Annotated in this window: 17 protein-coding genes; 11 read left to right on the top strand and 6 right to left on the bottom strand. The window is 65.8% G+C overall.

What is annotated here, in order from left to right:
- Positions 1 to 70 precede the first annotated feature (70 nt).
- The 11 genes from ubiE (at position 71) to trxA (ending at position 17270) form a co-directional block, all read left to right on the top strand.
- Positions 71 to 832, top strand: coding sequence for a bifunctional demethylmenaquinone methyltransferase/2-methoxy-6-polyprenyl-1,4-benzoquinol methylase UbiE (ubiE, locus tag UB31_RS26165; protein WP_045012933.1), 762 nt, complete (start codon positions 71 to 73; stop codon positions 830 to 832).
- Positions 829 to 2403 (top strand): 2-polyprenylphenol 6-hydroxylase, encoded by a 1575-nt coding sequence (gene ubiB, locus UB31_RS26160; RefSeq protein WP_045004884.1) that lies wholly within the window; start codon positions 829 to 831, stop codon positions 2401 to 2403. Before ubiE ends, ubiB begins: the two co-directional genes overlap by 4 nt.
- Positions 2404 to 2457: 54 nt before the next feature.
- Positions 2458 to 3921, top strand: coding sequence for a bifunctional phosphopantothenoylcysteine decarboxylase/phosphopantothenate--cysteine ligase CoaBC (gene coaBC / locus UB31_RS26155; RefSeq protein WP_045012932.1), 1464 nt, complete (start codon positions 2458 to 2460; stop codon positions 3919 to 3921).
- The gene (gene dut, locus UB31_RS26150) at positions 3918 to 4376 is read left to right on the top strand and encodes a dUTP diphosphatase (protein WP_045012931.1); all 459 of its coding nucleotides are present in this window, start codon (positions 3918 to 3920) and stop codon (positions 4374 to 4376) included. Before coaBC ends, dut begins: the two co-directional genes overlap by 4 nt.
- 369 nt (positions 4377 to 4745) lie before the next feature.
- Positions 4746 to 7250 (top strand): sensor histidine kinase, encoded by a 2505-nt coding sequence (locus tag UB31_RS26145; RefSeq protein WP_045012930.1) that lies wholly within the window; start codon positions 4746 to 4748, stop codon positions 7248 to 7250.
- Positions 7247 to 8767, top strand: a complete 1521-nt coding sequence (gene tsaE / locus UB31_RS26140) for a tRNA (adenosine(37)-N6)-threonylcarbamoyltransferase complex ATPase subunit type 1 TsaE (RefSeq protein WP_045012929.1) — start codon at positions 7247 to 7249, stop codon at positions 8765 to 8767. Before UB31_RS26145 ends, tsaE begins: the two co-directional genes overlap by 4 nt.
- Positions 8768 to 8854: 87 nt before the next feature.
- Positions 8855 to 9172, top strand: coding sequence for a PilZ domain-containing protein (locus tag UB31_RS26135; protein ID WP_045004875.1), 318 nt, complete (start codon positions 8855 to 8857; stop codon positions 9170 to 9172).
- Between the two features lie 126 nt (positions 9173 to 9298).
- Positions 9299 to 10021 (top strand): nucleotidyltransferase family protein, encoded by a 723-nt coding sequence (locus UB31_RS26130; RefSeq protein ID WP_045004873.1) that lies wholly within the window; start codon positions 9299 to 9301, stop codon positions 10019 to 10021.
- A 209-nt stretch (positions 10022 to 10230) separates the two neighbouring features.
- Entirely contained in the window at positions 10231 to 13377 is a 3147-nt protein-coding gene (gene addB, locus UB31_RS26125) for a double-strand break repair protein AddB (RefSeq protein WP_045012928.1), read from the top strand.
- The gene (gene addA, locus UB31_RS26120; RefSeq protein WP_045012927.1) at positions 13371 to 16880 is read left to right on the top strand and encodes a double-strand break repair helicase AddA; all 3510 of its coding nucleotides are present in this window, start codon (positions 13371 to 13373) and stop codon (positions 16878 to 16880) included. The genes addB and addA overlap by 7 nt, the downstream gene beginning before the upstream one ends.
- Before the next feature lie 69 nt (positions 16881 to 16949).
- A complete protein-coding gene (gene trxA, locus UB31_RS26115; protein WP_007598398.1) occupies positions 16950 to 17270 on the top strand; it encodes a thioredoxin in 321 nt (106 codons plus the stop codon).
- Between the two features lie 101 nt (positions 17271 to 17371).
- Here the strand turns inward: trxA and UB31_RS26110 are convergent, their stop codons facing one another.
- From UB31_RS26110 to UB31_RS26085, 6 genes are all read right to left on the bottom strand, one after another.
- Entirely contained in the window at positions 17372 to 18112 is a 741-nt protein-coding gene (locus tag UB31_RS26110) for a metallophosphoesterase family protein (protein ID WP_045012926.1), read from the bottom strand.
- Between the two features lie 103 nt (positions 18113 to 18215).
- Positions 18216 to 19559, bottom strand: coding sequence for a bifunctional folylpolyglutamate synthase/dihydrofolate synthase (locus UB31_RS26105; RefSeq protein WP_045012925.1), 1344 nt, complete (start codon positions 19557 to 19559; stop codon positions 18216 to 18218).
- Positions 19556 to 20497: an acetyl-CoA carboxylase, carboxyltransferase subunit beta gene (gene accD / locus UB31_RS26100; RefSeq protein ID WP_045012924.1), complete on the bottom strand. Its 942-nt coding sequence runs from the start codon at positions 20495 to 20497 to the stop codon at positions 19556 to 19558. Before accD ends, UB31_RS26105 begins: the two co-directional genes overlap by 4 nt.
- A gap of 109 nt (positions 20498 to 20606) precedes the next feature.
- Complete coding sequence (trpA, locus tag UB31_RS26095; RefSeq protein WP_045012923.1) at positions 20607 to 21443, bottom strand: tryptophan synthase subunit alpha; 837 nt, start codon at positions 21441 to 21443, stop codon at positions 20607 to 20609.
- Entirely contained in the window at positions 21440 to 22657 is a 1218-nt protein-coding gene (trpB, locus tag UB31_RS26090; protein ID WP_045004861.1) for a tryptophan synthase subunit beta, read from the bottom strand. The genes trpA and trpB overlap by 4 nt, the downstream gene beginning before the upstream one ends.
- Entirely contained in the window at positions 22654 to 23325 is a 672-nt protein-coding gene (locus UB31_RS26085) for a phosphoribosylanthranilate isomerase (RefSeq protein ID WP_045012999.1), read from the bottom strand. Before UB31_RS26085 ends, trpB begins: the two co-directional genes overlap by 4 nt.
- Positions 23326 to 23378 lie beyond the last annotated feature (53 nt).

Below are 23378 nucleotides of genomic sequence, written 5' to 3'. Positions count from 1 at the left end.
CACCTTATGAGGGCGGTGTGATAGCGCCATTGCGGCGGGCGCGCTATGGTCCGCCTCGTGGAGTAGAGTAATGGATCGGCCGGGCGAAACCACGCATTTTGGCTTCAAAGACGTTCCCCTGGGGGACAAGCAGACGCTGGTGAACGATGTGTTTCACAGCGTGGCTTCGCGCTATGATTTGATGAACGATTTGATGTCCGGTGGCCTGCACCGGGTCTGGAAGGACATCATGATCAACGCGCTCGACCCGCCCAGGAGCGACCGGCCATTCGCGCTGCTCGACGTCGCCGGCGGCACCGGCGACATCTCGTTCCGGGCTGCCAAGGCGGCCGGTCCCGGCTTCCATGCCACCGTGTGCGACATCAATTCCGGAATGCTGGCGGTGGGCCGCGAGCGCGCCGCGAAGCGGCATCGCGAAACCCAGGTCGATTTCGTCGAAGGCAATGCCGAAGCGCTCGCCTTCGCCGACCGCAGCTTTGACGCATATACGATCGCTTTCGGCATTCGCAACGTGCCGCAGATCAATCTGGCGCTGCACGAGGCCTATCGTGTGCTCAAGCCCGGCAGCCGCTTCCTGTGCCTGGAATTCTCCACCGTCGAGATGCCCGGGCTCGACAAGCTCTATGACCTGTTCTCGTTCAAGGTGATCCCTCCGCTCGGCCGCATGGTCACGGGCGATGCCGAATCCTATCAATATCTGGTCGAATCGATCCGCAAGTTTCCGAAGCCCAACGCCTTTGCCGACATGATCCGCGACGCCGGCTTCGCCCGCGTCGGCTGGCAGACACTGACCGGCGGCATCGTCGCACTGCATTCGGGCTGGCGTTTGTGATCTCTGCCATTACCCACATTTCGCGCCTGATGCGCGCCGCGTTCGTATTTGCGCGCGAAGGCGTGTTCGGCTCCGTCGATCCGAGCCTGGTGCCGCCGCCCGGGCAGCTTGCGCTAAAGCTTGCGCGTATCGTCGAACGGCGCGGCCCTAAAGATGGGCCCCGGATGTCGCGCGCGCTGACCCGGATGGGCCCGGCCTATCTCAAGCTCGGGCAGTTCCTCGCCACGCGTCCCGACGTCGTCGGCGTTATCATGGCTCGCGATCTGGAAAGCCTCCAGGACCGCTTGCCGCCGTTTTCGCAAGCAGAAGCGGAAGCTGCGATCGCAACCTCGCTGGAGCGTCCGCTGACGGACGTGTTCGCGAGCCTCGGCCCGCCGGTTGCGGCAGCCTCGATCGCACAGGTGCATCGCGGTGAAGTCTTGCACGACGGCGCCCGCAAGGCGGTCGCGGTCAAGGTACTGCGACCGAACGTGGCCTCGCGATTCCGTCGCGACCTCTCCGATTTCTTCTACGTCGCACACAAGGCCGAGACCTATTCGAGCGAGGCGCGGCGTTTGCGCCTGATCGAAGTCATCAACACCATGTCGCGCTCGGTCGCGATGGAGATGGACCTTCGGCTCGAGGCTGCGGCGCTCTCGGAGATGGCCGAGAACACGCGCGACGATCCGGATTTCCGCGTGCCGACCGTCGACTGGGACCGCACCACGCATAACGTGCTGACGATGGAGTGGATCGACGGCATTGCGCTGAACGATCACAAGCGCCTGGCAGAGGCGCAGGTCGACCTGCCCGATCTCGGCCGCAAGGTGATCCAGAGTTTTCTCCGCCACGCACTGCGCGACGGCTTCTTTCATGCCGACATGCATCCCGGAAACCTGTTCCTGGATGACGCCGGACGTCTCGTCGCAGTCGATTTCGGCATCATGGGCCGGCTCGGCATGAAGGAGCGGCGGTTCCTCGCCGAAATCCTGCTGGGCTTCATCACCCGCAACTATCGCCGCGTCGCCGAGGTGCATTTCGAGGCAGGCTACGTGCCCGCGCATCACTCGGTCGAGAATTTCGCGCAAGCCATCCGCGCCATCGGCGAGCCGATCCACAACCGCACCGCCGAGGAGATCTCGATGGCGCGGCTGCTGACACTGCTGCTCGAGGTCACCGGCCTGTTCGACATGACGACGCGGCCCGAGCTGATCCTGCTGCAGAAGACCATGGTGGTGGTCGAAGGCGTGGCGCGCGGCTTCGATCCCAAGCTCGATATCTGGAAGGTCGCCGACCCCGTGGTGCGCGAATGGATCGAGCGCAATCTCGGACCTATCGGCCGTATCCAGGGCGCGATGTCCGGCGCCGGTGTGCTGGGTCACCTGCTTTCGAAACTACCCGAGATCGCGAACCGTACCGTCACCGTGCTCGAGCAGATGGAAGACATGACTCGCGAGGGTCACTTTCTGTCGCCGGACACGATCGAGGCCTTAGGTCGCAAGGAAGCTAAGAAAGCCCGTGTGAGCACGATCGCGCTCTGCGTCATCGCTGCCGCCTCCATCGGCATTCTAATCGTCCTGCTGCGCATGTGATTGCAATGCTGTCGCGAAAATGATAGCATTGCTATCATTTTAGAGAAGGCTGTCATGGCAAGCCTGACCATCCGCAAGCTCGACGAACACGTCAAAACCTATCTGCGCCTGCGCTCGGCCAAGAACCGCAGGTCGGTCGAGGAAGAGGTCCGGGTCATCCTGCGGGAGCTGATCGAGGGCCGCGAGGAGCCGCTGACGCCGTTCGCGGTGCCGCCCGAGGCATCTGCCGCCCCGACACCGCAGCGCACCGGTGCCCTCCCCGAGGCCAGCGTCACGCTGATCATCGGCGGCGGGATCGCAGCCTTCAAGTCGCTCGACCTGATCCGACGGCTGAAGGAGCGCCGCATCGAGGTTCGCTGCGTCCTGACCAAGGCGGCGCAGCAATTCGTCACGCCGCTTTCGGTGAGTGCCCTCTCTCATGAGCGCGTCTACACCGACCTGTTCGATCCCCAGAGCGAGTTCGACGCCGGCCACATTCGCCTCGCGCGCGAGTGCGATCTGATCGTGGTGGCGCCGGCGACCGCCGACCTCATGGCCAAGATGGCCAACGGTCATGCCGACGACCTCGCCAGCGCCATCCTGCTTGCGACCAACCGAAAAATCCTGCTGGCGCCGGCGATGAATCCGCTGATGTGGAACAACGCGGCGACACGGCGCAACGTCGGCTTGCTTCAGCGCGACGGCGTGGTGCTGATCGGGCCGAATTCCGGCGAGATGGCCGAGGCGGGCGAAGCCGGAATCGGCCGCATGTCGGAGGCGATCGAGATCGCCACCGCCGCCGAGCGCCTGCTGCGGCCGCCGGTGCCGCGCCCGCTCGCCGGCAAGCGCGTGCTGATCACCGCAGGTCCCACGCATGAGCCGATCGATCCGGTCCGCTACATCGCCAACCGCTCCTCCGGCAAGCAGGGCTTTGCCATCGCCGCCGCCGCGCAGGCCGCCGGCGCCGAGGTGATTCTGGTGAGCGGCCCGGTCGACCTCGACGACCCCAATGGTGTGACGGTCAAGCATGTGGAATCGGCGCGGCAGATGCTGGAACAGGTGCAGGCCGCGCTTCCCGCCGACATCGCCATCTTCGCCGCTGCCGTTGCCGACTGGCGCGTCGCCAATGAGGGCGAGCAGAAGCTGAAGAAGACCTCGGCCGGCATGCCGCCGCTTCAGCTGGTCGAAAACCCCGATATCCTCGCCACGATCTCGAAGCTGACAGACAAGCGCCCGCCGCTGGTGATCGGCTTTGCCGCCGAGACCGAGCACCTCATCGACAACGCCAAGACGAAGCTCGCGCGCAAGGGCTGCGACTGGATCGTCGCCAACGACGTCTCGCCCGCAACCGGCGTGATGGGCGGCGACCGCAATACCGTGCACCTCATCAGCCGCACGAATCGTGAAAAGAATGCTGAGAAGAACGGCGAGATGACGGTTGATTCCTGGCCCGTGATGACCAAGGAACAAGTCGCCACCGAGCTGATCGCGCATGTCGTGAAGAGCGTGGCCGACAAATCCCTGGAGCCCGCATCTTGAGCACGAAAGTCACGGTTGAACTGCAACAGCTGGCCCATGCCGAAGGTCTGCCGCTGCCGGCCTATCAGACCATCGAGGCCGCTGGCCTCGACCTGATGGCGGCGGTTCCGGACAGCGAGCCGCTAACGCTCGCGCCCGGCCAATACGCGCTGGTGCCAACGGGGCTCGCGATCGCTTTACCGGCCGGACACGAGGCCCAGGTGCGGCCGCGCTCGGGGCTTGCCGCCAAGCACGGCGTCACCGTGCTGAACTCGCCGGGCACGATCGACGCGGACTACCGCGGCGAGATCAAGGTGATCCTGATCAATCACGGGGCTACGCCCTTCGTGGTCAAGCGCGGCGAGCGCATTGCGCAGATGGTGATCGCACCAATGGTGCAGGCCGCGCTGGTTCCCGTGGCCACATTATCGGCAACCGATCGCGGCGCCGGCGGCTTCGGCTCGACCGGCCGCTAGTTTTTTTACACCTCTCCCGCTCGCGGGAGAGGTCGGCGCGAAGCGCCGGGTGAGGGTTCTATCCTCTGGGGGAGTATCCCGCTGTGGAGACACCCTCTCCCCAATCCTCCCCCGCAAGCGAGGGAGGGAGCGCACCTACTTCGCAGTGGCAATCTCACCTAATCTTCATTGGCCGCTAAGACACGGCAAATCCAACCGAATCATCCGAAGAACTACGTGAACTGGAACAACGCGGCCTGCATTTTTGTGTGGCCGCGTTTGCGTTCACGATCTGGACTCTTACCGGTGGAGTCACGGTGAGGGTATTGTCGTTTGATTCGCGCGCGACGGGGGTCGTCGCGCGCAAATTCGTGCGGTCTTGGGGCAACTATGTCAGGCGTGATCGTGTCGATGCGTCGGACGCTGTTGTCGTGCACATCGTTGGCGCGCAACGGCTTGTTGGGAGGCGCTCTCGCGGCGCTGCTGCCGGCTGCGCCGGCTGAGGCTGCCGACCTCGTCGACACACTCTCGATATTGCTGGACTTCAACCGGCAGGAACTCGCGGTGCTGGCCACCGCGCTGGCCCTGCTCGGCTTCACGGTCGTGGCCGCGATCCTGTTGATGCGCACGCGCGTGCGCACGGCAAAGAACGAGGCGAGGCTGCGCGCGCGGGTCAGGGAACTCCAGTTGCAAGCCGATCGCTTCGGCGCGCTGCTCTTCGCCGAGCCGCAGGTCCTGATCTCCTGGCCGGCCGGCGACAGCCGCGCGCAGATCTCGGGCGACGTCTCGATGGTGTTGCCGCGCGATTCGTCTCCGCAGCGCGTGCTTGCGTTCGGAACCTGGCTGCCGCCGGAGCCGGCACTCCAGATGGATCACGCGGTCGACGCGCTGCGCGAACGCGGTGACGGGTTCCAGCTTACGTTGACCACCGCCAACGGCCACACACTGGAAGCCATCGGCCGCGCCATCGGCGGCCAGGCCATTGTCCGGATTCGCGAGCTCTCCGGCCTGCGCCGCGAACTGGCCGAAACCAATCTGCGCCACAAGGCGCTCTCGGACGAGACCGAGATGCTGCGCGGCTTCGCCGCCGCGGCGCCGTGGCCGATCTGGGCCAAGGGCGAGAACGGCGCGCTCACTTTCGCCAATCCAGCCTATGTGCGCGCGACGGAAGCTGCGAGCGTCGTCGATGCTCAAGAGCGCAAGCTCGAGCTGCTCGACAGCGCCGATCGGACCGCGATGGAACGCGGACTGAAAGACGCTGCCAACTTCGCCGCGCGGCTGCCGATCGTGACGGGCGGCGAGCGGCGCATCTACGACGTGCGCGCCGTCAATGTCGGCAGCGGCAGCGTCGGCGTCGCAATCGATGCCAGCGAGGCGGATGCGCTGAGCGCGGCGCTGGTGCGGATGGCGGAAGCGCATCGGCGCACGCTCGACCAGCTCTCCTCCGGCGTTGCCGTGTTCGACGGCCAGCGCCGGCTCGCCTTCTACAATGATTCCTACCGGCGGCTGTGGGATCTCGACCGCACCTTCCTCGACGCCAACCCCGACGATTCCAGCGTGCTCGACAAGCTCCGCGCCGCACGAAAACTGCCGGAGCAGCCGGACTTCCGCGCCTGGAAGGTGAAACTGCACGAGGCCTATCGCGCAGTCGAGGCCGCGAAAGACACCTGGTACCTGCCCGACGGCCGCGCGCTCTCCGTCGTCACCACGCCGAATCCGGAAGGCGGCGTCACCTATCTGTTCGACGACGTCACCGAGAGCCTCGAGCTCGCCCGCCGCTTCGACGGCATGATCCGGGTCCAGCGCGAGACGCTGGACAGCCTCGCCGAAGGCGTCGCGGTGTTCGGCAGCCACGGCAAGGCACAGCTGTTCAATCCGGCCTTCGTCCGGATGTGGAAGCTGTCGAACGATGCCATGCGCGAGGAGCCGCATATCCAGACCGTCGAAGGCTGGTGCCAGCAGCTGTTCGACGACCCCGTCGTCTGGCGCCAGATCCGCGAGGCCATCACCTCGATCGAGAACCGCGCCGATGTGCCGCTGAAGCTGGAGCGCAAGGACGGCAGCGTGCTCGACGGCATGATCCGTCCGCTGCCCGACGGCGCGACCATGCTGACGTTCCTGGACATCACTGACACCGAAAACGTCGAGCGCGCGCTACGCGAGCGCAACGAAGCGCTGGAGACCGCCGACCAGATGAAGGTGGATTTCGTTCACCACGTCTCCTACGAGCTGCGCTCTCCGCTCACCACCATCATCGGCTTCGCGCATTTCCTCAGCGACCCCTCGACCGGTCCGCTGACGCCGAAGCAGGCCGAATATCTCGACTACGTCACCAAATCGACCAACGCGCTGCTGGCGCTCACCAATAACATCCTCGATCTCGCCACCATCGACGCCGGCGCCATGAAGCTGGAACTCGGCCCGGTCGATGTCAGCAAGACCATCGAGCTTGCCGCCGAGGGCATCCAGGACCGCCTCGCCACCGACCGCATCCGCCTCAAGGTCGAGATCGCGCCCGATGTCGGCAGCTTCATCGGCGACGAGAAGCGCGTGGTGCAGGTGCTCTATAATCTGCTCGCCAACGCCGTCGGCTTCTCGCCGCAGGATTCCACCGTCGGGATCAGCGCGCGACGCACCGAGCGCAGCGTGGTCTTCATTGTGACAGATTCCGGTCCTGGAATACCCGCCGACATGAAGGACAAGGTCTTCAACTGGTTCGAAAGCCGCTCGCAAGGCTCGCGTCATCGCGGCGCCGGGCTCGGGCTGTCGCTGGTGCGCTCCTTCGTCGAGCTGCATGGCGGCAAGGTGCAGGTGGATTCGAGCGTCGGCAAGGGCACGGTCGTGATCTGCGACTTCCCGACCGACCAGGCGGCGCATCGCGACGCCGCCGAATGAGCGCGCCGACCACATTCTCCGTCGCGCTTCACAACGAGACGGCCACCGCGCAGCTGATGGCCGACCTCGCTTTGCTGGTCGGACCGGGCGACGTCGTCACGCTCACCGGCGATCTCGGCGCCGGCAAGACCGCAGCGGCCCGCAGCCTGATCCGCTATCTCGCCGGCGACGAGGCGCTGGAAGTGCCGAGCCCGACCTTCACGCTGGTGCAGGGTTACGAGCTGCCGCCGTTTCCGGTGATCCATGCCGATCTCTATCGCGTGGAAGACGAGAACGAACTCGAGGAGATCGGGCTCTCGCCGCTGCCGGACGCCACGCTGGTGCTGATCGAATGGCCGGAGCGCGCGCCGTCGGCAATGCCCGCGGACCGCATCGACATCGCGCTGACGCATCGCCCGGCGCTGGGCTCGAACGCGCGCGCCGCCGACATCACCGGTTACGGCAAGGCCGCGGCCACCGTCGCGCGGCTGAAGGCGCTGCGGGAATTCCTCGACGCGTCCGGCTATATCGATGCAACACGTCGCCGCATGGCCGGCGACGCTTCGACACGCTCCTATGCGCGGCTGGTGCGCGACGACGGCATCGTCATCCTGATGAACTCGCCGCAGCGCCCGGATGGCGCGGCGCTCTATAACGGCAAGTCCTATAGCGCCGCGGCGCATCTTGCCGAGAACATCAAACCCTTCGTCGCCATCGACGAAGGTCTGCGCGTGGCGGGAATCTCAGCGCCCGCGATTCACCACTACGATCTCAACCACGGCTTCCTGATCTCGGAGGATTTCGGCAGCGAAGGCGTGATCGAAGGCGATCCGCCGCGCCCGATCGCCGAACGTTACGAAGCTGCGACCGACGTGCTCGCCGTGCTGCACCGCAAGACATTGCCGGAGACGCTGCGGCTGCCGGATCAGACCTACACCATTCCTGCCTTCGACACCGACGCACTGCTGATCGAAATCGGCTTGATGCCGGAATGGTATCTGCCCGATCGCAACGCGCCACTGAGCGACGAGAAGCGCGCGGAATTCTTCGCGATGTGGCACGAGCTGCTGAAGAAGCCGCTGGCCGCGCCGAAGACGTGGATCATCCGCGACTACCACTCGCCGAATCTGATCTGGCTCGCGGACCGTACAGGCATCGAGCGCGTCGGCGTGATCGACTTCCAGGACACCGTGCTCGGGCCGCAATCCTACGACGTGGTGTCGCTGCTTCAGGACGCCCGCATCGACGTGCCCGAGGCGCTCGAGCTGACGCTGCTGTCGCGCTACATCAAGACGCGCCGCGCAGGTGATGCGAGCTTCGATCCGACCGGCTTCGCAGAGCTCTATGCCATCATGTCGGCGCAGCGCAACACGCGCCTGCTCGGCACTTTTGCGCGACTGAACCGCCGCGACGGCAAGCCGCATTATCTGCGCCATCAGCCGCGGATCTGGACCTATCTCCAGCGCTCGCTGGCGCATCCCGCGCTCACCGCTCTGCGCGATTGGTACCTCGCCAACGTCCCGCCGCCCCAACCCTGATTCGGAACCCGATTTACCGGCTGTTAGCCATCGCACCGGTATCATCGCCCGCGGGCAGCCGTACAAATGCGGGCTGGAGCAAGGCAGATGGCGGTGAAGACGGACAATCGCGGGAACAGCCGGGTTGTTTTCGAACGTGGGATCGCGGCCCAGATGATGGGCATCGACGGCACCTGGCGGCGTGAGTGTACCATGGAGGACGTCTCCGAGAGCGGCGCCAAGCTGACCATCGACGGCTCGGTCGAAGGCCTGCATCTGAAGGAATTTTTTCTGCTGCTGTCGTCCACCGGACTTGCGTACCGACGCTGCGAGCTGGCCTGGGTCAATGGCGACCAGATCGGCGTCAACTTCCTCAAGCTGGGCGACAAGAAGAAAAAGGTGCGCTCCACATCTGTCGGAGCGTGACGGCAACACCCGTCGTACAACCGTCACGGCAGGTAGTTAAGGCGGTTGAGATGCGGTGCGGCAGACCGAGTCCCGTGTTAGGCTTGCTGCGCACGCGCGAAATTCAAGGGTCTGAGAAAGCGAAGGATGTCCGTCAAACCGACCAAAGCTATGGTGCTCGCCGCAGGGTTTGGCCTGCGCATGCGTCCGTTGACGGATAAGATGCCGAAGCCGCTGGTGCCGGTGGCCGGCCAGCCGCTGCTCGACCACGTGCTCGACAAGCTCGGTCAGGCCGGTGTCACCGACGCCGTCGTCAACGTGCACTATCTGCCGGACCAGATCATCGATCATGTGGCGTCTCGCCAGCATCCGCGCGTGACCATTTCGGACGAACGCGACCAGGTGCTCGGCACCGGCGGCGGCGTGGTCAAGGCGCTGCCGCTGCTTGGCGATGCGCCGTTCTTCCACGTCAATTCCGACACGCTGTGGATCGACGGCGTGCGCTCCAACCTCGCCCGGCTTGCGGAAAACTTCGACCCAGCGCGGATGGACATCCTGCTGCTGATGGCGCCGACCGCCACCAGCATCGGCTATAGCGGCCGCGGCGATTACGGCATGCTGGCCGACGGCGCCTTGCGCAAGCGCAAGGAAAAAGAGGTCGTCCCGTTCGTCTATGCCGGCGCGGCGATCCTGTCGCCATCGATCTTCGCCGATGCGCCGATGGGCGAATTCTCGCTGACGAAAATGTTCGACCGCGCCAATGAGCAGGAGCGCCTGTTCGGCCTGCGCCTCGACGGCGTCTGGATGCATGTCGGCACGCCCGATGCGGTGCATGCGGCGGAAGAGGCGTTTCTGGAGAGCGTGGCTTAGAGCCGGCGCCGTGCCGTAGGGTGGGCAAAGGCGCCCTTGCGCCGTGCCCACCATCTCTCTCGATCGCAAAAATGCGTGGGCACGCTTCGCTTTGCCCACCCTACGGCACCTGTTCCGTGCCCGCGAACAGCGGGGACGACGCCCCTGCACCCATATCCATTTGAGTCCGCGTCCCTATATTGGCGCCTGATCCCCGAATCAGGCAGCCCATGCGCGTTTTCAGCGTTCCAGTCTCAGTTCCGTTCCTGCGCACGGTCGTCTCAAGCCTGCTCGACGGCCAGCTGGTCGACGGGTTCGAGGCGCGCAAGGAACCGGCGCGGCTGGCGGATGCCACGCTGTATCTGCCGACCCGGCGCGCCATGCGCGTGGTCCGCGAAATCTTCCTCGACGAGATGCAGGCGGACGCCGTGGTGCTGCCGCGCATCGTCGCGCTCGGCGACATCGACGAGGACGAGCTCGCTTTCGCCGACGAGACCGAGCAGCTTTCAATCGCGGCCCCACTCGACATTCCGCCGCGGCTCGGCGAACTCGACCGGCGACTGACGCTGGCGCATTTGGTCGCGGCCTGGGCCAAGCGTCCCGTGCTATCGCCGCTGGTGGTTGGCGGCCCCGCTTCGACGCTTGCGTTGGCTTCCGATCTCGCACGCCTGATCGACGACATGGTCACGCGCGGGGTCGACTGGAGCGCGCTTGATGGCCTGGTGCCGGATCAGCTCGATCAATATTGGCAACACTCGCTCCAGTTCCTGCATATTGCACGCGAAGCTTGGCCTCATCACCTCGCCGAGATCAACCGGATCGAGCCTGCCGCGCGACGCGATCTGCTGATCGCAGCAGAAGCCAAGCGCCTGACCGCACATCCCCATGGACCTGTGATCGCGGCTGGTTCGACCGGCTCGATGCCGGCCACCGCAAAATTCCTGCACGCCGTCGCGGCGCTGCCGCAAGGCGCAGTGGTGCTGCCGGGTCTCGACACCGATCTCGACGAGGACGCCTGGCGCACCATCGGTGGCGTGCGCGATGCGCTCGGCAAATTCGCCGAGCATCCGGCGTCGAACCATCCGCAATATGCCATGCACGCGCTGCTGGAGCGTTTTGGCATCAAGCGCAGCGATGTCGACATCCTCCAGCAGCCGGCGGAAGGCGGCCGCGACCTGCTCGCATCCGAATCGATGCGGCCCTCCGCCACGACGGAGATCTGGTACGACCGACTGAAGCAGCCGGTCGTCGCCGCGAAGATTACCGGCGGCATGAAAAATCTCGCAGTGGTCGAGGCGCCAAATCCCGAGATGGAAGCGCTCGCGATCGCGATCGCGATGCGCGAGGCGCGGCATCTGGACAAATCGGCGGCGCTGGTGACACCCGACCGCGCGCTGGCGCGGCGCGTCATGGCGGCGCTCACCCGATGGGATCTCGCCTTCGATGATTCCGGTGGCGACGTGCTGATGGAAACGTCCGCCGGAACTTTTGCATGCCTCGCGGCGGAGGCGGCGACCAAGGGACTCGAGCCGCCGACCCTGCTGGCGATGCTGAAACATCCGCTATGCCGGCTCGGCCGGCTGCCCGGCGCGTGGAAGGCGGCCATCGAGGGCCTGGAGCTTGCGGTGCTGCGCGGAACGCGCCCGCCTGCGGGTACGGCCGGGCTCTTACGCGAGTTCAACCGGTTCCGGGACGAGCTTGCGAAACTGTGGCGGAGCGAAGTCTCGGCGTTGCACGCGGCCGAGCCGCGCGCGCGCCTCAAGGCGGAAGATCTCGATCGCATCCAGGCGCTGATCGATGCCTTGCGACAAGCATTGGCGCCGATCGAGAGCCTCGCCTCGTCCAAGCTGTATGACTTCGCCGAGCTCGCGCACCGCCACCGCGAGATCCTGATCGAGCTGTCGCGCGACGAGCAGGGCATTTCGCTGGCGTTCGAGGAGCGCGAGGGCCTCGCCCTCGCGAGCGCCTTTGACGACCTCCTGCGCGGCGGCACGACCAGCGGATTGATGGTCCCGCTGCCCGAGTACGCGGACGTCTTCCAGACCGCGTTCGGCGATCGGGCGGTAAGGCGGCGAGACAAGCCCGGCGCGCAGCTCCAGATCTACGGCCCACTGGAATCGCGCCTGATGCAGGCCGACCGCATCATCGTCGGCGGCCTGATCGAAGGCGTCTGGCCCCCGGCGCCGCGCATCGATCCCTGGCTCAGCCGGCCGATGCGCCATGAGCTCGGCCTCGATCTGCCGGAGCGCCGCATCGGCCTCTCCGCGCATGACTTCGCGCAACTGCTCGGCGCCGATGAGGTGATCCTCACCCACTCCGCCAAGGCCGGCGGCGCGCCGGCGGTGGCCTCGCGCTTCCTGCACCGCCTTGAAGCCGTTGCAGGCGATGAGCACTGGAAGGCGGCCATTCGCGCCGGCGAAAAATACGTGCGGTTTGCGGATGCGCTGGACCAGCCAGACGAGGTCAAGCCGGTCAAGCAGCCCGAGCCGCGGCCGCCGCGCGCCACGCGCCCGCTCAGGATGTCGGTCACCGCGATCGAAGACTGGCTGCGTGATCCCTATACGATCTACGCAAAACACATTCTGCGGCTCGATGCGCTCGATCCCGTCGACATGCCGCTCTCGGCCGCCGATCGCGGCTCGGCGATCCACGATGCGCTCGGCGAGTTCACTGAAACCTACGCGACACGTCTGCCCGACGATCCCGCGCGCGTGCTGCGCGCGATCGGCGAAAAATACTTCTTGCCGCTGATGGAGCGACCGGAGGCGCGGGCGCTGTGGTGGCCGCGTTTCCAGCGCATCGCGCGCTGGTTTGGCGAGTGGGAGCTCGCGCGGCGCGACGTGATCGAGGCGATCACCGCCGAGACCCGCGGCGAGATTTCGATCCCGCTCGATCATGGGCGCAGCTTTCGCCTCTCCGCGCGCGCCGACCGCATCGAGCGGCGCCAGGGCGGCGGCTACGCCATCCTCGACTACAAGACCGGGCAGCCGCCGACCGGCAAGCAGGTCCGCATGGGCCTGTCGCCGCAGCTGACGCTGGAAGCCGCGATCCTGCGCGAGGGCGGCTTTCCTGATATTGACGCCGGCGCGTCGGTCAGCCAGCTCGTGTATGTCCGCCTGAGCGGCAACAATCCGCCGGGCGAGGAACGCATTCTCGAGCTCAAGATCAAGCAAGGCGACCAGCCACAGCCGCCGGACACCGCGGCCGCTGAGGCCAGAGCCAAGCTGGAAGCGCTGATCCGGGCCTTCGAGGACGAGAGCCAGCCCTACACATCGCTGAACCTGCCGATGTGGACCAACCGCTACGGCACCTATGACGACCTCGCCCGTATCAAGGAATGGTCGGCGGCCGGCGGCCTGGGGATCGAGGAATGGTGAAAGCACCACGCCCCATCCCGGATGCCGTGCGCGACACACAGAGGCGCGCATCGGACCCGACCGCATCGGCCTTCGTGTCGGCCAATGCCGGCTCGGGCAAGACGCATGTGCTGGTGCAGCGCGTGATTCGCCTGCTGCTGTCGGGTGTGCCGCCGGAAAAAATCCTCTGCATCACCTTCACCAAGGCGGCCTCCGCCAACATGGCCGAGCGCGTGTTCACCACGCTCGGTCATTGGGTGACGCTGGATGATGCCGCGCTCGACGCGGCGATCCGCGCGGTCGGCATCCCCCACCCCAATGCCAAGCTGCGGCGCGAGGCGCGAAAGCTGTTCGCCTGCGCACTGGAGACGCCGGGCGGGCTGAAGGTGCAGACCATCCACGCGCTGTGTACGCGCCTGCTCCAGCAGTTTCCGTTCGAGGCCAACGTGCCGGCGCGCTTCGCCGTGATCGACGAGCGCGACCAGACCGACATGATGGAGCGCGCCAATCTGAAGGTGCTGCTCGACGCCGCGCGCGATCCTGAGAGCGTCACCGGCCGTGCGCTGCTGACCGCGATGGCGAGCGCCGCCGACGTCACCTTCAAGGAAGTGGTGCGCGAAGCCTGTCTAAGCCGCGATCATTTCATGGCCTGGACTGACGAGGCCGGCAACGCGGAAGCGGCTGCCACGCAGATGGCGGCGGTGCTGGGCGTGGATGCGAGCGACCGCATCGAGGATATCGAGAACGACATCGTCGATGGACCGTTCCTGCCGCGATCGCGCTGGGACAACATCGCTTTCGCGCTGGAGGATGGCACCGCCTCCGACAAGACCCAGGCAGAGCGCCTCCGCGCGGCGAAAGCCTTTTCCAGCGCTGATCAAGTTGATGCCTATCTCAGCGTCTTCCTCACCGACGACAAATCGCCGCGCAAAGCGGTGTTGACCAAGAAATTTGGTGATCACAATCCGTCCGTTGCGCGCCTGTTCGAGTCCGAGGCGCAACGCCTCGGCGGCTTGATCGAGAAGCGCCGTGCGGTGACGGTGCGCGACCGCACCGCGGCCCTCCTGCACATCGCGACCGCTGCCGCAGCGAACTATCGGCGCGAGAAGCAGGAGCGTGGGCTGCTCGACTACGACGACCTGATCGACAAGACGCTGGCGATGCTGAACCGCGTCGCTTCGGGCTGGGTGCACTACAAGCTCGACCGCGGCGTCGACCACGTCCTGATCGACGAGGCGCAAGACACCAGCCCGCGACAATGGGACATTGTCGCGCACATTATCTCGGAATTCACTGCCGGCGAAGGCGCGCGCGAGGGGCTGAACCGCACGGTCTTCGCCGTCGGCGACGAAAAGCAGTCGATCTTCTCGTTCCAGGGCGCGGAGCCACGAGAATTCGACAAACGACGGCGCGAGCTGCACCGCAAGTTCACCGCGGCCGGACTGAAATTCGATCCCGTCGCCTTCACCTATTCGTTCCGCTCGGGCGCCGCGATCCTGCATTCGGTCGACCACGTGTTTCGTGAGCCCGCGATCTACAAGAGCATCCATTCGGTCGAGACCGGCCATCCCCTGCACAATGCGCTCAGCGATGCCGGCCCCAGCGTGATCGAGCTGTGGGATCTCGCCGAGGCCGATGACAGGCAGGACATCGAGGGTTGGCGCGCGCCGTTCGACGGCGTCGCCGTCACCAGCCCCGAAGTCAAACTCTCCCGCCGCATTCAGACCGAGATCAAGCGGCTGGTCGAGAGCGGCACGCTGACGGGGCACGAAGGCGAACGACGGCCCTTGCGCTATGGCGACATGCTGATCCTGGTGCGTCGCCGCGGCAATGCGTTCGACGCCGTGATCCAGGCCTTGAAGCACGCCAACGTTCCGGTCGCCGGCGCCGATCGGCTCAAGCTCACCGAGCACATCGCGATCATCGATCTGATGAACCTCGCCGATGCGCTACTGCTGCCGCAGGACGATCTCGCGCTCGCGGTGGCGTTGAAGAGCCCGCTGTTCGGGCTCGACGACGATGACCTCTTTACGCTTGCCTGGAACCGCAAGGGATCGCTGCGCCGCGCGCTTGGCGAGCAGGCTTCCGGAAGCGAGAAATTCGCAACCGCACTGCGACGCCTGGAAGCCTGCGAAACGCGTTCGCGCGACGAGACGCCGTTCGCCTTCTACGCCTGGCTCCTCGGCGGCGACGGTGGCCGCGCTCGGATCCTGCGCCGGCTCGGCCATGAGGCCAACGACGCGCTCGACGAATTCCTGGAGCTCGCGCTGAATTACGAGCGCAAGGCGCCGGCCTCGCTGCAAGGTTTCATGGCCTGGCTGCGCTCGGCCGACACCGAGGTGAAGCGCGACATGGAGATCTCGCGCGACGAGGTGCGGGTGATGACGGTGCACGGCGCCAAGGGCCTCGAGGCCTCGGTCGTGTTCATGGTCGACACCACGTCCTCGCCCGCGGACTCGCAGCGGGTCCGGTTGATCCACGTTCCGCGCGGCAATGGCGGTGAAGTCGTGGTCTGGGCCGGCCGCAAGGCCGACGATCCAAAGCCCGTCGCCGAGGCGCGCAAGGCGATGTTAGAGGAGACCGAGGACGAATACCGCCGCCTGCTCTATGTCGCGATGACGCGCGCGGCCGATCGGCTGGTTGTCGGCGGCTGCATGCCCGGCAACATGAAGACGGTCCGCAAGCTGAGCTGGTACGATTTGATCGACACCGGGCTCGCCGGCTCGGGCCTGGAGAAGCAGACGATCGAGACGTCGCTCGGCAAGGTGACGCGATTCGCCCGGGCGGATGATGTCGCGGCGCTGGGCACGCCGGCGACATCCGTAGACCAGACGATCGCGCTGCCGGCCTGGCTCCGGCAGCCTGCCGCGCGCGAGACCGTCGATGAGGATTCGGTGCGCCCCTCAGGCCAAGCCGCCGAGGAAGGTCGCGCGGTCCGGACCGGCGAATCAGTCCAGTCGCGCGCGATGGCACTGCAACGCGGCACGCTGGTGCATCGGCTGCTGCAATCGCTGCCGGACATCGCCACTGAGCGCCGGCGCGACGCCGCCCTTGGCTTCATGGCGCGCAACGCCTCGGACTGGACCGAGGCCGACCGCGCCGCGCTGGCCGACAAGGTCCTCGCCCTCATCACTGAGCCGCGATTCGCAGCCGTCTTTGCGGCCGGGAGCCGGGCGGAGGTCGCCATCGTCGGTCGGCTGGAGCGGCCGGGCCGGCCGCCGGCGCTGGTATCCGGGCAGATCGACCGGCTGGTCGTGACGCCGACCGAGGTCCTGATCGTCGATTTCAAGACCAACCAGACCCCGCCCAGGAGCGCGGCCGAAGCGCCTGCGGCCTATGTCCGGCAGCTTGCGCTGTACCGGGCGGTGCTCGCCCGCCTTTATCCCCAGACGCCGATCCGCGCCGTCCTGCTCTGGACCGAGACCGTTGAATATATGGAGATTTCAGCCCCCGCGCTGGACGCGGCGCTGGCATCCCTTCATGTCGGCGTGAGCGTCCTTGACCCGGCAAGGAGCCGTTCATAGGTTGACGGCATGATCCCGGGCGCGATTCCACGTCGCGCCGATTCTCTTTCAACCGAGTGAGGTACTCCAATGGCCGTTGGCAAGGTTTCCGATACCGATTTCGAAGCCGAAGTGCTCAAGGCGAACGGTCCCGTCGTGGTCGATTTCTGGGCCGAATGGTGCGGCCCCTGCCGCATGATCGCACCCGCGCTCGATGAGATCGCCGGCGCGATGGGCGACAAGGTCAAGATCGTCAAGCTCAACGTCGACGAGAGCCCGAAGACCGCGTCCAAGTATGGCGTGATGTCGATCCCGACCCTGATGATCTTCAAGGGCGGCGAGATGGCCTCCCGCCAGGTCGGCGCGGCGCCGAAGGCGAAGCTTCAGCAGTGGATCACCTCCGCGGTCTGATTCGCGTTGCGACAATATGATTTTCGACAACGGCCGGCGCCTGCCGGCCGTTTTTATTTTGTGCCAGCCGCAATCATGCCGATCTCCGGCACGAAGCGCGTCTATCCGATCCAGCCCGTCGCCAAGGCATTGGCCAGCTCGGGCTGGTTGTTGCTGCGCGCCAGCGCGGCCATCGTTTCATGGTCGTAGGTGATGTGGCGGAACGTCACCTGCCAGCTACCATCAACGAGTTCGAGGATCGCGTAGCGCGCGTGCGGCGTGCCGGCTTCGACGAGATGAGGGAATGGATGCACGTCGCGATAGCCGGGACTGCCGACGCTACCGGGATTGACGATCAGACGGCCGTCGCGAAGCCGCACGGCGCGAGCAAGATGCGTGTGGGCGCAGAGGATCAGCGACTGCGTGATGCCTTGCGCGAATTGCTCGATTCGATCGAGCGGCGACAGCGCCATCGTGCCGTCGGGATGCACGGTGTCGAGCCAGTAGACTTCGTCATCCTCGGGCGTCGCATGGCAGAGGAAGACCTGGTCGCGGAACACGCGCGTCATCGGCTGCGCGCGCAGCCAATCGAGATGCACGTCATTGAGCACTGCATGGGCGGGACGGTCCCACGAGCCCATCTTTTCCGGGGGACGGTCGAGCAGATAGCGGTCGTGGTTGCCGAGCACATGCACCGCGTCGAGCTTCATCAGGAAGTCGATGGTGCGGCGCGCATCGAGCGGACCGCTCAGCATGTCACCGAGATTGACGATGTCTGTGATGCCCTGCGCGCGGATATCAGCGAGCACGGCCTCCAGCGCGAGATGATTTCCATGAACGTCGGCAATCGCGGCAAAACGCATTGGCATTCCTGTAGCCCGGATGGAGCAAAGCGTAATCCGGGTCCTTCATCGCTTGGAGCAAGACTCCCGGATTGCGCTTCGCTCCATCCGGGCTACGCAATCATTATGCAGGAGGCGTGCCGTTGATCGCCAGCACGTGGCCGGCGAGATAGAGCGAGCCGGTGATCAGGATGCGCGGCGGTACTTCGTAGGCGAGCTTCGCCAACGCGCGCAGCGCGGCCTCGATGCCGGGAGCGATCTCGACGCGCATGCCGACGCTGCGCACGGCATCGGCAAGGCGATCGACCGGCATCGCATTCTCGGTGTCGGGGATCGGCACTGCGATGATGTGACGGGTGAGGCCGGCGAAGTTGGCGAGAAACGCCCGCGCGTCCTTGTTCGCCATCATGCCGGCGATCACGACCAGCGGCCGCGACACCCGCTCTTCGAGGTCCCCGAGCGCAGCCGCCGCGACGCGGCCGCCCTCGGCATTGTGTCCGCCGTCGAGCCAGATCTCGCTGCCCTGCGGTCCCCAACCGGGCAGTTCGCCCGTGGTGATGCGCTGCATCCGCGCTGGCCATTCGGCACTGAGGATGCCGGCTTCGAACGCCGCTTGATTGACCTTGAAAGCGTCGATGGCGCGCAGCGTCGCGATTGCGAGCCCCGCATTGTCGAACTGATGGCGACCGAACAGCCGCGGTGCCGTGAGATCCATCAGGCCGCGATCGTCGGAGTAGACCAGACGCCCGCGCTCGACATTGACGTGCCAGCTTTCGCCTGCCGCAAACAACGGCGCGCGCATGCTTTTGGCCTGCGCCTCGATCACCGCCATCGCCTCCGGTACCTGCTCGGCCGAGATCACGGGCACGCCGCGCTTGATGATCGCGGCCTTCTCGCCGGCAATCGACGTCAGCGTGGGCCCAAGGAAATCCATGTGGTCCATGCTGACCGGCGTGATCACGCAGGCCGCCGGCGTATCGACCACGTTAGTCGAATCGAGCCGGCCGCCGAGGCCGACTTCGAGCAGCACGGCATCGGCCGGGTTCTGTGCAAACAGATGGAAGGCAGCGGCGGTCTTGAGCTCGAACACGGTCGCGGCTTCGCCGGCATTGACCCGCTCGACCTCTTCCAGCGCCGCGCGTAATTCGTCGTCGCCGACCAACACCCCACCGCCCGCGCGGCCGAGCCGGAAACATTCGTTGATGCGGACCAGATAGGGCGAGGTATAGGCGTGGACGCGCAGGCCGGCGGCTTCCAGCGTCGCGCGCAGATACGCGACCGTCGAGCCCTTGCCATTGGTACCGGCGACATGGATCACCGGCGGCAGCTTGCGCTCGGGGTGACCAAGACGCTCGAGCAGGCGGTGCATCCGCTCGAGCCCGAGATCGATGCGCTTCTGATGCAGGGCCGACAGCCGCCCGATCAATGCGTCGAGCGACGGCTTTGCGCTGTCAGCGGAGGCGTTCACGCGTGCGGCGCGGCCGGCGCCACTTCCGGGGCCATGACGATCTGCGCAGGACTCGCGACAGGCTGCGCCGATTTCGACACGGTCTCAAGCGCCGGAGCTTTTGTCAGCAGACGGCAGAGCCGCGCCAGCGTCGGTCGCAAATCATGGCGATGCACGACCATGTCGACCATGCCGTGATCTTTCAGGTACTCGGCGCGCTGGAAACCCTCCGGCAATTTCTCGCGGATGGTCTGCTCGATGACGCGCGCGCCGGCAAAGCCGATCAGTGCGCCGGGCTCGGCGATCTGCACGTCGCCGAGCATCGCGTAGGACGCGGTGACGCCGCCGGTGGTCGGGTTGGTCAGCACGACGATGTAGGGCTGCTTGGCCTCGCGCAGCATCTGCACGGCCACCGTGGTGCGCGGCATCTGCATCAGCGACAAGATGCCTTCCTGCATGCGCGCGCCGCCGGACGCGGCGAACACGATGAAGGGCGACTTCTTCTCGACCGCAAGCTCGAGCCCGCGCACGAGGGCTTCACCCGCGGCCATGCCGAGCGAGCCACCCATGAAATCGAAATCCTGCACGGCGATGACCACACCGGCGCCTTCGAGCTTGCCATAGCCGATCTTGACCGCGTCGTTCAGATTGGTGCGCGCGCGCGCGTCCTTGATGCGGTCGACGTATTTCTTCTCGTCGCGAAACTTGAGCGGATCGGGCGTGACGTCGGGAAGCGCGACGTCGAACCAGGTCTCGTTGTCGAAGATCGACTTCAGCCGCGCCACCGCGCCCATGCGCATGTGGTAGTTCGAGCCGGGAATGACGAACTGGTTGGCCTCGACGTCCTTGTAGAACACGAGCTGCCCGGAATCCGGGCACTTGATCCACAGATTCTCCGGCGTCTCCCGCCGCAGCATGTTGCGGATCTTCGGCCGGACCACATTGGTAAGCCAGTTCATGGTTAGCTCCGATGTACGAACCCGCAAGGGATCGCCTGAAGGATATATGGCCGCCGGACCTTGCCCCGGCAAGCCGCCGTGTCGCCTGCCCAGCGAGCGGAATTATGGCCTATTCCGCCGCTTGCCGCGCGCCCTTGACGCCCTGGGCCAGGGACGCCGTCAGCTCGGCGACTGCGTTAACGGTTTTGGCGGTCGCGCGGCCCTCGGCATCGAGGCTGTTCTTGAGCGCGTCGACCAGCGCGGTGCCGACCACCGAACCATCGGCCTTCTCGGCAATGGCGCGCGCCGCCTGCGGCGTGCGGATGCCAAAACCAACGCAGATCGGCAGCTTGGTATGCCGCTTGATGCGCGCGACAGCTTCACCTACGGCATTCGCGTCCGCCGCTGCTGCACCGGTGATGCCGGCGATAGAGACGTAATAGACAAAGCCTGATGTGTTCGCCAGCACCGCGGGCAGGCGCTTGTCGTCGGTGGTCGGGGTCGCGAGGCGAATGAAGTTCAGGCCCGCCTTCAGCGCGGGAATGCAGAGCTCGTCGTCTTCCTCCGGCGGCAAATCGACGATGATCAGGCCGTCAACGCCGGCCGTCTTGGCATCGGCCAAAAACTTGTCGACGCCGTAAATGTAGATCGGATTGTAATAGCCCATCAGCACCAGCGGCGTGACGTTGTCGTCCTCGCGGAAGCCGCGCACCAGCTCCAGCGTCTTCTTCAAGGTCATCCCGTTCTTGAGCGCGCGCAGACCGGCCGCCTGAATCGAGGGACCATCCGCCATCGGATCGGTGAAGGGAATGCCGAGTTCGATGACGTCGGCGCCTGCCTTGGGCAGCGCCTTGACGATATTGAGCGAAGTCGTGAGATCGGGATCGCCGGCCATCACATAGGTGACGAAGGCCGAGCGGCCCGCTTTCTTGAGCTCGGCAAAACGGGTGTCGATACGCGTGGTCACTTGGTCTTGCCCCTCAGGATATCGCCGACCTGCGGGACGTCCTTGTCGCCGCGGCCGGAGAGATTGACGACCATCAGATGATCCTTGGGCCGCTTCGGCGCGAGCTCCATCACCTTGGCGATGGCGTGTGCAGGCTCGAGCGCCGGGATGATGCCTTCGAGCCGCGACAGCAGCTGGAATGCGGCGAGCGCCTCGTCATCGGTCGCGGAGAGATAGTTGACGCGGCCGATCTCGTGCAGCCAGGAGTGCTCGGGGCCGATGCCGGGATAGTCGAGACCGGCCGAGATCGAATGCGCGTCCTGGATCTGGCCGTCCGCGTCCATCAAGAGATAGGTGCGGTTGCCATGCAGAACGCCGGGGCGGCCGCCCGCGATCGACGCCGCATGCAGTTGCGTGAGCCCATGGCCCGCGGCTTCAACGCCAAAAATCTCGACGGTGGAATCGTCGAGGAAGGGATGGAACAGACCCATCGCATTCGAGCCGCCGCCGATGCAGGCGACCAGCGAATCCGGCAGGCGGCCTTCGACCTCCTGCATCTGCACCTTGGTCTCGTTGCCGATGATCGACTGGAAGTCGCGCACCAGCGTCGGATAGGGATGCGGCCCCGCGACGGTACCGATGCAGTAGAAGGTGTTGTGCACGTTGGTGACCCAGTCGCGCAGCGCCTCGTTCATCGCGTCTTTCAGCGTGCGCGTGCCTGACTGCACCGGATTCACTTTTGCGCCCAACATCTCCATGCGGATGACGTTGGGCTGCTGCCGCTCGACGTCGACGGCGCCCATGTAGACCACGCATTCGAGGCCGAAGCGCGCGCACAGCGTCGCGGTGGCAACACCATGCTGGCCCGCGCCGGTCTCGGCGATGATGCGCTTCTTGCCCATGCGCCGCGCCAGCATGATCTGGCCGAGCACGTTGTTCACCTTGTGCGAGCCGGTGTGGTTGAGCTCTTCTCGCTTCAGGTAAATCTTGGCGCCGCCGAGATGCTCGGTCAGGCGCTCGGCGAAATACAGCGGCGAGGGCCGGCCGACATAGTTCTTGAGATAACCGTTCATCTCGGCCTGGAAGGCCGGGTCGGCCTTGGCCGCGGTATAGGCCTTCTCCAGATCGAGGATCAGCGGCATCAGCGTTTCGGCGACGAAGCGCCCACCGAAGATGCCGAAATGGCCGCGCTCGTCGGGGCCGCTGCGATAGGAATTTGGTTTGGCGATGTTCATCGAACGCTCAACTCTTGATTTGCATCTTGGGTGGCGCGCGCGGCGCGAATGAAGGCCTTGATCAGCTCCGGATCCTTGACGCCGGGGGCGCTCTCGACACCGGAGGACACGTCGGCGCCGCCGGCGCCGGTGACGCGAAGGGCCTCCGCAACGTTGTTGGCATGAAGCCCGCCCGAGACCATGTAGGGCAGCCTCAGATCGAGATTTTCCAGCAGATGCCAATCGAATGGCGCGCCCAGGCCGCCGGGACGGGTTGCGTCCTTCGGCGCGCGCGCATCGAACAGGATGCGGTCGGCGGCCGCGGCGTAGCCGGGCAGCACGGCGAGGTCTGCTGCGGTTGCGACCGGCACGGCCTTCATCACGGGGCGGCCGAACTTCTGCTTGATATCGCGCAGCCGTGCGACGCTCTCCTGGCCGTGGAGCTGGAACATGTCGGGCGACAGCGCATCCATGATGTTGTCGAGCGTCGCGTCGTCGGCATCGACCGTGAGCGCGACCTTGAGCGCGTGCCGCTTCACCTGGCGGCCGAGCTCGCGCCCGGCCTCCAGCGAGAGATGCCGGGGCGACGGCGGAAAGAACACGAACCCCACCATGTCGGCGCCCGCGTCGAGCGCCGTTTCGAGCGTCTCGCGCGTGGACAGGCCGCAGATTTTGACGAGCAGGGACATGATCTCAAAGCGCATGGAGGCCGCGGGTCAGCGGCCGGAAAACAGGGCTTTCG

Origin of the sequence: Bradyrhizobium sp. LTSP849, from assembly GCF_000938255.1 — a bacterium.
In the GTDB taxonomy this organism is placed as follows: domain Bacteria; phylum Pseudomonadota; class Alphaproteobacteria; order Rhizobiales; family Xanthobacteraceae; genus Bradyrhizobium.
This window is presented reverse-complemented; position numbering and strand designations above follow the sequence as displayed.